Here is a 13,848-nt window from a genome sequence, read left to right on the forward strand (position 1 = left end):
GGGCTTGCCTATCCCGGTGGGATCATTATTGAAATCATTCACGCCCATGATCGATCGAAGCCAAGGAGGGAGGAGCATGATTTCACATCCGACAACCGTTCCGGCGCGCACGAGCCGCCTGGAGTTTTGCCGTCCTGGATGCCGCCGTCCGGGATTCACGCTGATCGAATTGCTGGTGGTGATCGCCATCATTGCGATCCTGGCCAGCATGCTGTTGCCGGCGCTGGCGAAGGCGAAGATGAAGGCGGACCGGATCAAGTGCATGAACAACCTGAAGCAGATCGGGTTGTTCATGCAGTTGTACACCGACGACGGGAACGACACGTTTCCGGGGCATCGGAACCACAACCTCACCACCGACGCAGCCGGGCCGTCCCTGACCAACTGGTGGGGGCGGACGATTGTCGGGTACGGGGACACCAGCGCCAGCAACTACTTCCGGTGCCCGAGCATCAAGGGGCGGCGTCTGGACCACAATCTGCGCTGGGACTGGGCGTTCGATGCCCACCGGGTGGGGTACGGGATGAACGCCTATTTCCTGGGGTTGCACCCCTACACCCCGCAGAGCGTGAGTGTGGGGGGCTTCCAGTTCAGTTCAGCGCCGTGGTTCAAGCGGACCAGCATTGTCAGCCCGGCCGAGAACGTCTGTGTGGGCGACTCCATGCCGACGCCGAGTCTGCAGTGGAGCAGCAGCCTGTGGTGGCCGACGTCGGGGATGCGGGATGGCACGGGGAATTCGTTTCTGGAGGGCATCGACAACACCCGGCATGGCAACAACGGCGTTGTGGTCTTCAACGACGGGCATGCCGAGGTGCGAAAGAGCACCTCGATCAATCCGCCGGTGGACCCGTTGACCGGGGGCGCCCGGGGCCTGATCAACTCGCGCTACTGGGATCCGCTGCAGCGGGCGGGGCAGCAGTAGGCGCGGCAGGCCGGGCCGGGGGGGCTACCACCAGAACGCTGGGGATGACTGGTTGGGGGATGTCCGGACGCGCATGAGGTTGAACTTCCGCCATTCGACGTGGCCGTCGAGCATGAGGAGGTTGCCGCCTTCGGGGAGTTTGCCGGTGCTGTTGAGGTGGGCGGCCTGGTGGCCGCGCCAGCCGCCATCGACGCGGACGTAGCTGTTGCGGGTGCGCTCCTGTTCGTTCTCGCCATTGGACAGGGTGGCATCGGCGGCGACCACGCGGGCGGAAGGGCCGGGGTCATACATCGTTCCGTCGGACATGCGCCAGGGGGCGGGCTGCATGGATTCGGTGATATTGGTGGCGCGGACCCGGCCCGATCCCTGGAAGGCCACGGCGTAGCCGACCACGCGATAGCCGGTGGCGTTGTCGGCGGCGACTTCGCCGAGGTTGCCGGTGGTGAAGGCCCAGAGTTCGTCGTTGTTCTGCTTCGAGAAGCCGGGGCAGTAGAGGATGTTGCGGGTGCCGCCGTTGCGGACGAAGGCGTTGGCGGCGGCGGCGGGGAGGTCCCAGGGCCAGGCGGCGCCGGTGCAATTGGGGAAGCGTTCGCGGGGGTCTTCGTCGGCGTACATGCGGATGGCGAGGCCGAGCTGGCGGATATTGCTCATGCACTTGACCTGGACGGCCTTGGTCTTGGCGCGGGCGAGGGCGGGCAGGAGCATGCTGGCGAGGATGGCAATGATGGCGATGACCACCAGCAGTTCGATGAGGGTGAACCCGCGGCGGGCCGAGGCTGGAAGACGTGGGGAACGATTCATGACGGGTTGTTGGAAGGGCAGGAAAGGATTGGCTTGGGGCGGAGTCGCACGGGGAATCGGGATGTTTGTGCTGGATGGAGGGGGATGCGTGCAACCTCAATCTGAGGACCTCTATCTGAGGATCGAGGGATTTGCCTTGGCTGGTGGGGCCCGCCGATTACCTTCGCGGGACCTTGCTTCCTGTCGCCGGGGGTCGGGGTGCGGCATTCCGTGGGGATGTCGGGCGGACGGCGGTGCCTGCAGGCCCATGGACACAGCTCATATTCGTAATTTTTCGATCATCGCGCACATCGACCACGGGAAGACGACGTTGTCGGACCGGCTGCTGCAGCGGACGGGGACGGTGGCGGAGCGGGACATGCAGGCGCAGTTGCTGGACGCGATGGATCTGGAGCGGGAACGTGGGATCACGATCAAGGCGCATCCGGTGACGATGTATTACCGGGCGCGGGACGGGGAGGAGTACGAGCTGAACCTGATCGACACGCCGGGGCACGTGGATTTTGCGTACGAGGTGTCGCGGAGTTTGAGCGCGTGCGAGGGGGCGTTGCTGATCATCGATGCGGCCCAGGGGGTGGAGGCGCAGACGGTGGCGAACGTGCACCTGGCGATGAAGCAGAACCTGACGATCATCCCGGTGATCAACAAGATCGACCTGCCGCATGCGGACGTGGCGCAGGCGCGTCAGCAGCTCGAGGAGATTCTGGCGATTCCGGCGGACACGGCGATTGCGGCGAGTGCGAAGCAGGGGATCGGGATTGACGACATTCTCGAGGCGATTGTGGCGCGGGTTCCGCCGCCGAAGCCGACCGGGGCGCCGTCGTTGCAGACACTGGTGTTCGACAGCTATTTCGACACGTACAAGGGGGTGGTCTCCCATGTGCGGGTGTTCAACGGCGAGCTGCGGGCGGGGACGCAGTTGAAGCTGCTGCATTCGGGCCGGACGGTGGAGATCAAGGAGGTGGGCAGCTTCAATCCGAAGCCGTATGTGCGGGACTGCCTGACGACGGGCGAGACCGGGTACATGACGGCGAACATCAAGAGCCCGAAGGACGTGAAGATGGGGGACACGCTGACGGATCCGCGTCATCCGTCGCCTCCGTTGCCGGGGTTTCAGGAGGTGCATCCGATGGTGTTTTCGGGGATTTACCCGATCAACCCGGCGGATTTCGGGCATTTGAAGGCGGCGCTGGAGAAGTTGCAGCTCAACGACTCGGCCTTTGTATTTCAGACGGAGTCGTCGGTGGCGCTGGGGTTTGGGTTTCGCTGCGGGTTTCTGGGGTTGCTGCACATGGAGATTGTGCAGGAGCGGCTGCGGCGGGAGTACGGGATGGACATCATCGCGACGTATCCGTCGGTGGTGTACCGGGTGATGATGACGGACGGGGAGATCAAGGAGGTGGACAACCCGGCGTTCATGCCCGAGGTGACGTACATCGAGGCCATTGAGGAGCCGATGGTGAAGTCGTTTGTGATCACGCCGAACGAGTACATCGGGGACCTGATGAACCTGATTTCGGAGAAGCGGGGTGTGATTGCGCACACGGAGACGCTGGATACGAGGCGGGTGATGCTGACGGGTCGGATTCCGCTGAACGAGATCCTGATCGACTTCCATGACCGCATCAAATCGATCACCCGGGGGTACGGGTCGATGGATTACGAGACGGCCGGGTACGAGGTGTCGGACATGGTGAAGCTGGACATGCTGGTGAACGGGGAGTCGGTGGATGCCTTTTCGTGCATTGTTCACCGGTCGAAGGCGGAAGGGCGGGGGCGGGCGCTGGCGGCCAAGTTGAAGGACGTCATTCCGCGGCAGCAGTACCAGGTGGCGATCCAGGGGGCGATCGGCGGGAAGATCATCGCACGGGAGTCCATCAGTGCGCTGCGCAAGGACGTCACCGCGAAGTGTTACGGGGGCGACATTTCGCGGAAGCGGAAGCTGTTGGAGAAGCAGAAGGAGGGAAAGAAGCGGATGAAGTCGATCGGGTCGGTGAACATCCCGCAGGAAGCCTTCATCGAGGTGCTCAAGGCCTGAGCCGAATTCGAACATGAGCACTGCCGAGACCTTGCCCGGGGCCGCCACATCGTTGGGCGCAACGACACCTTCCCTGCCTTCCGGGGGGTTGCGGCAGTGTTTCCGGCATCCGTCGATGCTGTGTCGCTGGTTCCTTTCGAGGCGGTTTCGTCATGCGGTGGAGGTGCGGAAGCACGTTTGGAAGATCCGCAATTTTCAGCGGGACGAGTTGTCGGCGGCGGCGGTGGCGGGGATCGACGAGGGGATCCGGGCGTTCGACCGGGTGCTGCGGTCGGGGCCGGACCGGGCGCAGTTGGAGGCGGGGATGGTGAAGTTGGAGGAGAGTGCGCAGAAGTGGCTGCGGCCGTACGCTCACGCCTCGATCCGGGAGAACGTCGAGGTGTTTCTGGTGGCGATCGGGGTGGCCATGGCCATCCGGACATTCTTTCTGCAGCCGTTCAAGATCCCGACCGGATCGATGCAGCCGACCTTGTACGGGGTGCATTTCGAGGATCTGCGGGACCGGCCCGATGTGGCGACGCCGGGGATGGTGAGGCGGGTGTTTTCGGGGGTGTTGCGGGGAACGTTTCACCACGAGTTGATTGCGGAGGCGGACGGACAGGTGCTGGGGATCCAGCCGCGGGGTTCGCGGTTCATGGTGAAGTACCAGGACATCGTGGTGCGGTACGCGGAGGGGGGGCGGACGTGGGACAAGTCGCATCGGATCTGGTTTTCGCCGGTGGACGGGCACAACGGGGATCTGACGGGATTGCGTGGGGTGCTGGGGTGGGAACGGCCGGAGCCGTTTCAGCCGCTGAGGCCGGGCCAGACCTTCCGGAAGGGCGAAGTGCTGCTGCGGTTGCGGGATTCGGCGGGGGATCACCTTTTTGTGGACCGGCTGACCTATAACTTCCGTCCGCCGCAGCGGGGGGAGATCATCGTGTTCGAGACACGGGGCATTCACCGGCTGCCACCCGACCAGTTTTACATCAAGCGTCTGGTGGCGCTGGGTGGGGAGCGGGTGCGTCTGGGCGACGACCGGCGGCTGGTGATTGACGGGCAGCCGCTGGATGCGACGACGCCGCATTTCGGGAAGGTGTACGGATTTTCCGGGCCGCCGGCGGAGAGCGAGTATTCGGGGCACCTGAACGGGACGGTGTTCCGGGCGATGGGGCGGCCGTTTCAGGATGTGGCGTCGTATTTCCCGAACGGGAGTTCCGAGATCCAGGTGGGGCCGGACCGGTACATGGTGATGGGGGACAACACCATGAACAGTTTCGATTCGCGGGGATGGGGGGATTTTCCGAAGACCAACGTGGTGGGGAAATACTGCTTTGTGTGGTGGCCGTTCACCTCCCGCTGGGGATCGAGGGTGGACTAAGCCGTGGGGCGGCGGTGAGGTGAGGTTCGAAAGGGTGTGCCTGCGGGATTGAGGGATGGGATCTGCGACCCCTGTCGGGGTCGTGAGCGGGGTGGGACTTCTCACCGGGGGTCGAACCCGCGGAGCCGGGCTGGACCCCCGGCTAATGTCTGGAAACCCTCCGCGTTTCTGGGACCCGATCGAAGGTGAAGCTTCCAGGATCATTGGGATCACGGGGAGTTTCGCGGTGATCCGCCTTGGTGGGCACCACCAACCCCCCTTCGAGAGGATGCACCTCGGGTTCATGCAGCAGGCCTCGTACTCGTACTCGTAATCGTAATCGTCCCTTTCCCTTCGCCCTTCCCGGTTGCCCTATGGAATGGGAGGTCCGGGCAAGGCTGAACGCATCGGGGCAGCCGTGAGGTGAGGTTCGAAGGGGTGCGCCTGCGGGATCGAGGACGAGGACGAGAACGAGTACCGCCCTTCGGGCTGAGTACGAGGACCGAGGGGGGAGAATGGGTGTGGAGCGATGGGATGGGGACTCGCGGAGCTCGTCCCTCCGAAGGGTGAAGCGGGGTGGTGAAATCGGAGGGCCGAGTTCCACGAGGCCGCAAGGGAGTGGAGCGATGGGATGGGGACTCGCGGAGCTCGTCCCTCCGAATCGCTGGGTTCTCACCGATAGCTTCGGGGATGCACGGGTGGTGGGTTTGCTTTGGAGATTGGGCGTGCAAAACGGGGGGCGGGGGGCACTCTCCGCGACCATGTCTTCCTCCACGTTGACATGTCCGGGGAACGAGCCGGTGCGGCAGTTTTCAGTGTTCGTGGCGAACAAGCTGGGGCGGATCCATGACCTGAGCAGCCTGTTGAAGCAGCATGAGGTGCACATCCTGGCGGTGACGGTGCTGGACACGACGGACAGCGCCATTCTGAGGCTGGTGGTGGATGATCCGGAGCGGGCGCGGGCGTTGTTCGAGGAGCACGGGTTCCCCTACACGGAGGCGACGATTCTGGTGGTGGAGGTGGATGTGGAGAGCCGGGTGGAGGTGTGTCTGGCGGCGCTGCTGGAGGCGGAGATCAACATTCATTACATGTACGCCTTCCTGGCCCTGCCGAATGGTCGTCCGCTGCTGGCGTTGAACATCGAGGACATGGACGTGGCGGCCGAGGCGTTGAGGCGTCATCAGATCCGGGTGCTGGGACAGGGGGATTTGGCGAGGTGAAACCTGAGACCTGAAGCCTGAAGCCTGAGACCTGAAGCCTGAGACCTGAGACCTGAAGCCTGAGACCTGAAGCCTGAAACCTGAGACCTGAAGCCTGAAACCTGAAGCCTGAGACCTGAAAACTGAGGGCTGAGGGCTGAGGAATGGGGTTAGGGATTGGATGGGGGGTAGGGGCGTTCCTGGAGGAGGGCTTCGGCGACGGCGGGGGGGACGAGGTGGTGGATGGGTTGGCCGGCGGCGGTTCGGGTCCGTATCTGGGAGGAGGAGAGGGCGAGGGGGAAGCCGCGGAGGCGGGTGAGTCGGAAGGGGGGGGGGAGGTCCGGGGCGGGAGGTGCGCCGGGGCGGGGGATGACGACGAATTCGAGCCATTGGGCGAGGAGCGGGGCGTCGCGCCAGCGGGGCAGGGCGGCAACATGATCCTCGCCGATGAGCCAGAAGAGGGTGGCTTCGGGGAAGCGGTCCCTCCAGGTGCGGGCGGTGTCGATGCTGTAGGAAATGCCGCCCCGGTCGAGTTCCTGGGTGTCCACTTCGGTGCGGGGGAATCCGGCGAAGGCGAGGCGGAGGAGCCGGGTGCGGAGCGGTCCGGGGGCGGGTTGGGAGCCGGGTTTGAAGGGGGACTGGGCGGCGGGGATGAGCACAAGGCGATCGAGGGCGAGTTCCTCGACGGCGCTCTGGGCGACCAGGAGGTGGCCGAGGTGCACAGGATCGAATGAGCCTCCGTAGAGGCCGATGCGCCGGGCCGGGATCATTCCGGATCGGGTCGGCGGCGGACGGTGACGCGCGGGGGCCGTCGGCGGGAGGCGGTCGGGCCTGTGGCGGCGGGGTCGGAGGGGGAGTGGCGCTGCTGGGCGGCGAGGAGGAGGGCCTGCTGGCAGCGGAACGGCGGGGGATCGGCCTGGCCGGGTGTGGTGCGGGAGTAGGTGCCGTCGGGACGGAGGAGGCGGGCCCTGGCGTTGTCCTGGAGATTGGCGGCGAGGATTTCGTGGATGAGGCGGTCGCGCAGGGTGCCGTCGAGGATGGGGAAGAAGACCTCGATGCGGCGGAAGAAATTGCGGGGCATCCAGTCGGCGCTGCCGATCCAGAGCCGGGGGTTGGCGGCATTTTCGAAGTAGTACATGCGGCTGTGTTCGAGGAAGCGATCGACGATGCTGCGGACGCGGATGTTGTCGCTGAGGCCGGGGACGCCGGCGCGCAGGCAGCAGATGCCGCGGACGACGAGGTCGATGGACACGCCGAGGCGGGAGGCTTCGTAGAGGGCCTCGATGATGGCGGGGTCCACGAGGGAATTCATTTTGGCGACGATGCGGGCGGGGAGGCCGTTTTGGGCATTGCGGGCCTCCTGCTGGATGAACTCGAGGACGCGGCGGTGGAGTTCGAAGGGAGCGACGAGGAAACGGCGCATCGGCTGGAACTGGCAGATGCCGGTGAGGAGATTGAAGAGGGCGGTGGCATCCTCGCCGAAGTCGCGGCGGCAGGTGAAGAGGCCGAGGTCGGTGTAGATGCGGGAGGTGGTGGCGTTGTAGTTGCCGGTGCTGAGGTGGAGGTAGCGTCGGATGCCCTCGGGTTCGGCGCGGACGACGAGGGCGACCTTGGCATGGATTTTGTAGCCGAGGAGGCCATAGACGACGTGGACACCGGCTTCCTCGAGTTTGCGGGCGGAGTCGATGTTGTTCCGTTCGTCGAAGCGGGCCTGGAGTTCGACGATGGCGGTGACCTGTTTGCCGAGGCGGGCGGCGGTGGTGAGGGCGTTGAAGATGCGGGGATCGCCTCCGGTGCGGTAGAGGGTCTGTTTGATGGCGAGGACCTGGGGGTCGCTGGCGGCCTGCTGGAGGAAGGCGATGACCGTTTCGAAGCTTTCGTAGGGATGGTGGACCAGGATGTCCCGTTCGCGGATGGCAGCGAAGAGGTCGGCATCGCCGCGCCATCCGGCGGGGAGGGGAGCGATGTGAGGGGCATCCTTGAGGTCGGGGCGATGGACGCCGTCGCCGATGGCGGCGATGCGGCCGGGGTGAAGGGGGCCGTCGATGCGGTAGAGGTCCTCCGGTCCGAGGTGGAGGTGGTCGAGGAGGGTCTGGCAGACGTCCGGCGGACATTCGTGGTCCACTTCGAGCCGGACCGCTTCGCCCTGGAATCGGTGTTGGAGTTCGTTTTCGACGGCACGGAGGACGCTGAGGCGGCTTTCGCTGTCGATGTAGAGTTCGCCGTTGCGGGTGACCCGGATGTTCCAGTGGCCGAGGATGCGCATGCCGGTGAAGAGCCGGCCGAGGAAGTGGCCGATGACGCGCCCGAGGAGGACGAAGTCGTGGCGGCCGTCGGTACGGGGGAGACGGACGAGGCGGGGGAGGTTGCCGGGGACCTGGACGACGCCGAGTTTCTCGACGGGGGCGGGGCCTGTGGGATCGAGGAGCCTGACCACCACGTTGAGCATTTTGTTCACGAGGTGGGGGAACGGGTGGGATTGATCGATCCCGAGCGGGCTGAGGACGGGATGAACCTGTTCCCGGTAGAAGGTGTCGAGCCAGGCGAGATCGGAGGGGGAGAGGTCTTCGATGGCGAGGAAGTGGATGTTCTGGCGGGCGAGTTCGGGGACGAGATCGTCGCGCCAGCATCGGTAGAGGTCCTCGACCTGGCGGCGGATGCGGAGGCGGACGGATTCGAGGGTGTCGATGGGGAGGAGACCGTCGGGGGATCGTTCCTGGACGCCGGCGGCGACCTGCTGGCGGAGGCCGGCGACACGGACCTCGAAGAATTCATCGAGGTTGGAGCTGGCGATGCAGAAGAACTTGACCCGCTCGAAGAGGGGATTGGAGGGGTCCCGGGCTTCTTCGAGGACGCGATGATTGAATTCGAGCCAGCTCAGTTCGCGGTTGAGGAACCTGGGCGCGGCGTGCGGTTCGGAAGGGCGGCTCATGAATCCGGCGGAGAGGATACCGGCGGGCTGCGGACGGGCGAGCGGTTTCGGGGTGGGGGGATGGCGAGTGGTGAGTGGCGAGTGGCGAGTGGCGAGTGGCGAGTGGCGAGTGGCGAATGGGGGGGCGAGGTTGATTCCCGATTCGGGATTCCCGATTCGCATCAAGACGTCGGCGCCTATGAGGGAGGCCCGAGGCGGGCGGCGAGATCGCGGGCGAGGCGGGCGGCGTCGTCGTGGAGGAAGGAGGCGATGAGTTCGTGGAGGCGGTCGAGGTCGGGATGGTGTTCGGCGGGGAAGGGGGCCTGGCGGAGGGTTTTGGCGGTGTCGTCGATGGCGGCGAGATCGCCGGAGTCGAGGTGGTCGGCGAGGGTGAGGAGGATGGAGTCGGTGGAGGTGGACGGGATGGCAGGGAGGGGCGGGTGGGCTTCGGGGGGGTGGGTGCGCTCATGGGCGAGGGCGTCGAGTCCGGCGAAGACGCGGGCCGCTTCGCGGTCGAGTTCGTCGAGCATGGCGGGGAGGTTGCCCTGTTCGAAGCGGAGGGCGAGTTCGATGGTCTTGGCGAGGCGCCGGAGTTCCAGGATGGAGAGGTTGCCGGCGGCGCCGGCGAGGGAATGGGCGAGGCGGCGGGCTTCGTCGGGTTGGCGGGCGGCGATGGCACGGCGGAGGTCGTCCACGACGGTACGCTGGCCATCGGCGAAGCGGAGGAGAAGGGACTCGATGGCATCCTGGGGGAGGCCGAGGCGCTGGGCGGCGTCGGCGAGGTCCACGCCGGGGAGGCGTTCGGAGGGTGGGGGCGGTTGGGGGGAAGGAGGGTTGGGCAGGCCCAGTTCCAATTCGGGATGAGTCGGGGCGCGGGGGCGGCGCGGGGTGCGTGGTTTGGGAGGGGGTTGGGGGATGGCGGAGGGATCGGGGTCGGGGTCGGGGGTGGACTGCGATGGCGATGGCGATTCCGATTCCGACTCCGACTCCGACTGCGACTCCGATGGGGATTCTGATGTTGATTCGGGGGGAGCGGGGGTGGGGAGCCAGCGGGCGAGGGTGGCGAAGAGGGTGGAGCGCTCGATGGGTTTGGCGACGTAGTCGTTCATGCCGGCGTCGAGGCAGGCATCGACATCGGAGCGAAGGGCATTGGCGGTGAGGGCGACGACGGGGAGGGTGGAGGGGGGGAATTGTTCGCGGATGCGGCGGGTGGCTTCGAGGCCGTCCATACCGGGCATCTGCATGTCCATGAGGACGAGGTCATAGGGATGGGCGAGGACCCGTTCGAGAGCGGCGTGCCCGTTGGCGGCGAGGTCCACGGAGGCGCCGGCCTGTTCGAGGATTTCGCGGACGACGAACTGGTTGGCCTCGTTGTCCTCGGCGACGAGGATTCGGCGTTGCTGGAGGAAGGAGGGGGGCGGGGCATCGGGAGGGGGGTAGGCGGAGATTTCCGGGCGGAGACCGGTGGCCCGCGTGATGGCGTCGAGGAGGAGGGAGCCGGTGATGGGTTTGGGGAGGAAGGCGGAGACGCCGGCATCGCGGGCGGCGCGTTCGTCGTCGTCGGTGGCGTGGGAGCCGACGAGGATGATGGCGAGATCGGGACCGACGGGGAGCTGGCGGAGGCGACGGGCGACTTCGAGTCCGGGGAGGTCGGGGAGGAACCAGTCGAGGATGACGAGGCGATAGGGGGGGGCTGTGGCGGGGATGTCCGGAGGGTTCAGGAGGCGGAGTCCTTCGTCGGCGGTGGCGACGCCGTCGGCCTGAAGGCCGAAGCGGCGGAGCATGGTGACGAGGAGTTCGCGGCTGAGGCTGGCGTTTTCGATGACGAGGGCGGGGGTGTTGAGGAGGCTGTTGGGGAGCGGAGGGGAGGGGTGGGATGGGGCGGTTTCGGAGGCGAGGCTGAATTGGGCGGTGAAGGAGAATTCGCTGCCCTGACCGGGCTGGCTGCGGACCTCGATGCGCCCGTGCATGAGTTCGACGAGACGCCGGCAGATGGCGAGGCCGAGTCCGCTGCCGCCGTAGCGGCGGGACGTGGAGGAATCGGCCTGGCTGAAGGCCTCGAAGAGGCGTTCGAGTTTGTCCGGGGCGATGCCGATGCCGGAATCGGCCACGGTGAAGCGGAGGCGGACGGTGTCGGAGGGGGCGGGGCGGGGAGCGTGGGAGTCCGGATGGGAAGGGTTGTCCGGGGCGGAGGCGACGCGGACGGCGATTTCGCCGTGTTCGGTGAACTTGAAGGCGTTGCCGAGGAGGTTGGTGAGCACCTGGCGGAGGCGGAGGGTATCGCCGACGAGGGCATCGGGGACGTCGTCGGCGACGAGGACACCGAATTCGATGCGGGTTTCGAGGACACGACCGCGGAAGGAGTCGGCGACCTCCTCGAGGAGGAGGCGGAGGGTGAAGGGGGCGTGTTCGAGTTCGAGTCGGCCGGCCTCGATTTTGGAGAAGTCGAGGATGTCATTGAGGAGGGCGAGGAGGCCGCGGGCGGAGGAATGGGCGACGGAGAGGTACTGTCGCTGGCGTTGGGAGAGGGGGGTCTCGAGGGCGAGGGCGGTGAGATTGATGACGGCGTTCATGGGGGTCCGGATTTCGTGGCTCATGGTGGCCACGAAGGCGGACTTGGCGCGGTTGGCGGCTTCGGCGGCATCGCGAGCCCGGGCGATCTCCTCCTGGGCGCGTTTGATGTCGGTGATGTCGGTGGAGACGCCCCCGAGACCGAAGAGGCGGCCCGAGGCATCGAGGAGCGGGAAGCGGTGGGCGAGGAAGTGGCGGGGTTGGCCGTGGATGGGGATGGTGGCCTCCCGGGCATGGGATTGGCGATGCAGGATCACGTCGCGTTCGACCTTGGCGAAGGTATCCGCGGTTTCGGGGGGGAAGACGTCGCTGGCGGACCGGCCGAGGATTTCGGCGGCGGGGCGGCCGAGGAGATCGACGTAGGGCTGGTTGACGAGGAGGTAGCGGCCTTCGAGGTCCTTGACGAAGATGTAGGCGGCGGCGTTGTCGATGACGCTCTGGAGGAGTTGCTGGCTGCGTCGGAGTTCCTCCTCGGCGGCCTTGCGGTCGGAGATGTCCACGAGGAGGCCGATGAGCCCGCCGACGCAGCCGTCGGCGAGGCAGAAGCCATCGACGCTGTAGAGAGTGACGTGGGTGATGCCATCGGCGTAGGTGATGGGGAGTTCGTAGGAGAAGCGGCGTTGTTCGCGGATGGCGGTGAGGTCCTCCTCGTGGAAGTGGCGACGGGCGTCGGGGGGGATGTAGGGGAGGTCGAGGACGGTTTTGCCGCGGAGGGATCGGGAGGCGATGCCGAAGGCCTGTTCGTAGGCGCGATTGCAGCCGAGGAAGCGGGCGGAGGCGTCCTTGATGAAGATGGGGTAGGGGATGCGGTCGATGAGGGCGCGCTGGAAGGCGACCTGATTGGCGAGTTCGGACTCGGTGCGGCGGCGTTCGGAGACATCGCGGATGGCGGAGCAGCAGAGGCGGATGCCGTCGGCGCTTTCGAACGGGGAGATGGTGAGTTCGATGGGGAATTCGGAGCCGTCCTTGCGGCGGCCGGTGAGTTCGATGGCGGCTCCGGGGAGGCGGTCATGGAGGTCGAGGAGATGGGCGACGCTGCTGGCGTGTTCCTCGGCGAGGCGTTCGGGGACGAGAAGGTCGGCGGAGCGGCCGACGAGTTCGTCGCGGGACCAGCCGAGGAGGCGTTCGGCCTGTCGGTTGAGGCTGACGATGGTGCGATTGCCGTCGGTGATGACGAGGGCATCGGGGGCGGCCTCGATGAGGCTGCGGAAGCCGGCCTCGCTACGGCGGAGGCGTTCGACGTTGTCGCGTTCCTCGTCCTCGAGCTGGCGTTGGCGGACGAGGTTGGAGCGGAAGACACCGAGGGCGGAGGCGAGGAGGCCGATTTCGTCGGAGCGTTCGCCGCCGGGGATTCGGAGGTTGGTATCGCCGGCGACGAGGCGGCGGACGGCATGGACGAGGGCGTGGAGGGGGCGGGCGACGGAGGTCCAGACCCAGACTTGGGCGGCGGCGAGGGCAGCGACGAGGACGAGGACGCTGAAGGCGAGGGTACGGCGGATGAGGCGTTGGGAGCGGAGTTCGGTGGCGTGGGCCTGGTCGAGGGTATGGATGCGGATTTGGTCGCCGAGGGCGGGGAGGTAGGTGCGGAGGCGGTCGAAGCGGGGGGTGAATTCGCGGTGAGCGAGGTGGAGGGCCCAATCCTGCCGGCCGCTGCGGGCGGCATCATCGAGGGTTTGTCCGACCTGATGCAGGGAGTCGAAGGCGCGTTCGAAGTCGGAGATGGGCTGGGAGAAATCGGGGACGATGCTGCGGAGTTCGCCGGTCTTATGGCGGAGGATCTGGCGGAGGGCATCCCATTCGGCGGTCCAGCGGGGGGCTTCGGGGGGGGGGGTGGCGGCGAGCCGGGCGCTGACGAGGCGTGCGGCATCGTGGAGGACGACGGTGATTTGGGGGATGACGCCGAGGGCGCGGCCATCCTGGTCGAGGAGGCGGGCGTAGGTGCCTTCGAGGCGGCGCAACTGGGCGAAGGCGACGAGGGCGGTGGCGATGAGGATGACGCCCAGGCTGGTGAGGAGGATCGAGATGCGCCGGGAGAGGGTGATCCGGGAGGCGAGCATGGGGGTGGGG

Annotated in this window: 8 protein-coding genes; 4 read left to right on the forward strand and 4 right to left on the reverse strand. The window is 66.5% G+C overall.

Annotation, left to right across the window (positions count from 1 at the left end; genetic code table 11):
* The first annotated feature begins 76 nt into the window (after positions 1-76).
* On the forward strand, positions 77-922 hold the full coding sequence (locus KF833_02915) for a type II secretion system protein (GenBank protein MBX3744236.1): 846 nt from the start codon (positions 77-79) through the stop codon (positions 920-922).
* Positions 923-946: 24 nt separating this feature from the next.
* Here KF833_02915 and KF833_02920 read toward each other — a convergent pair whose 3' ends face one another.
* Complete coding sequence (locus tag KF833_02920; protein ID MBX3744237.1) at positions 947-1,723, reverse strand: type II secretion system protein; 777 nt, start codon at positions 1,721-1,723, stop codon at positions 947-949.
* A 247-nt stretch (positions 1,724-1,970) separates the two neighbouring features.
* Between KF833_02920 and lepA the strand changes: the two genes are divergently transcribed.
* From lepA to KF833_02935, 3 genes are all read left to right on the forward strand, one after another.
* Entirely contained in the window at positions 1,971-3,761 is a 1,791-nt protein-coding gene (gene lepA, locus KF833_02925; GenBank protein ID MBX3744238.1) for a translation elongation factor 4, read from the forward strand.
* A 13-nt stretch (positions 3,762-3,774) separates the two neighbouring features.
* Positions 3,775-5,121, forward strand: coding sequence for a signal peptidase I (gene lepB, locus KF833_02930; GenBank protein ID MBX3744239.1), 1,347 nt, complete (start codon positions 3,775-3,777; stop codon positions 5,119-5,121).
* A 740-nt stretch (positions 5,122-5,861) separates the two neighbouring features.
* Positions 5,862-6,320, forward strand: a complete 459-nt coding sequence (locus tag KF833_02935; protein ID MBX3744240.1) for an acetolactate synthase — start codon at positions 5,862-5,864, stop codon at positions 6,318-6,320.
* 149 nt (positions 6,321-6,469) lie between these two features.
* On the opposite strand, the gene nadD is transcribed toward KF833_02935, so the two are convergent.
* From nadD to KF833_02950, 3 genes are all read right to left on the reverse strand, one after another.
* The gene (gene nadD, locus KF833_02940; GenBank protein MBX3744241.1) at positions 6,470-7,069 is read right to left on the reverse strand and encodes a nicotinate (nicotinamide) nucleotide adenylyltransferase; all 600 of its coding nucleotides are present in this window, start codon (positions 7,067-7,069) and stop codon (positions 6,470-6,472) included.
* The gene (ppk1, locus tag KF833_02945; GenBank protein MBX3744242.1) at positions 7,066-9,231 is read right to left on the reverse strand and encodes a polyphosphate kinase 1; all 2,166 of its coding nucleotides are present in this window, start codon (positions 9,229-9,231) and stop codon (positions 7,066-7,068) included. Before ppk1 ends, nadD begins: the two co-directional genes overlap by 4 nt.
* Before the next feature lie 176 nt (positions 9,232-9,407).
* Positions 9,408-13,838 (reverse strand): PAS domain S-box protein, encoded by a 4,431-nt coding sequence (locus tag KF833_02950; protein ID MBX3744243.1) that lies wholly within the window; start codon positions 13,836-13,838, stop codon positions 9,408-9,410.
* Positions 13,839-13,848 lie beyond the last annotated feature (10 nt).

The sequence above is a fragment of the Verrucomicrobiia bacterium genome, assembly GCA_019634625.1.
GTDB lineage: Bacteria > Verrucomicrobiota > Verrucomicrobiia > Limisphaerales > CAIMTB01 > CAIMTB01.

Excerpts from the sequence above, each read along its gene's own strand:
- lepA (MBX3744238.1), top strand. The coding sequence starts at position 1,971 with ATGGACACAGCTCATATTCGTAATTTTTCGATCATCGCGCACATCGAC.
- ppk1 (MBX3744242.1), bottom strand. The coding sequence starts at position 9,231 with ATGAGCCGCCCTTCCGAACCGCACGCCGCGCCCAGGTTCCTCAACCGC.
- KF833_02915 (MBX3744236.1), top strand. The coding sequence starts at position 77 with ATGATTTCACATCCGACAACCGTTCCGGCGCGCACGAGCCGCCTGGAG.
- KF833_02935 (MBX3744240.1), top strand. The coding sequence starts at position 5,862 with ATGTCTTCCTCCACGTTGACATGTCCGGGGAACGAGCCGGTGCGGCAG.
- lepB (MBX3744239.1), top strand. The coding sequence starts at position 3,775 with ATGAGCACTGCCGAGACCTTGCCCGGGGCCGCCACATCGTTGGGCGCA.
- nadD (MBX3744241.1), bottom strand. The coding sequence starts at position 7,069 with ATGATCCCGGCCCGGCGCATCGGCCTCTACGGAGGCTCATTCGATCCT.
- KF833_02920 (MBX3744237.1), bottom strand. The coding sequence starts at position 1,723 with ATGAATCGTTCCCCACGTCTTCCAGCCTCGGCCCGCCGCGGGTTCACC.
- KF833_02950 (MBX3744243.1), bottom strand. The coding sequence starts at position 13,838 with ATGCTCGCCTCCCGGATCACCCTCTCCCGGCGCATCTCGATCCTCCTC.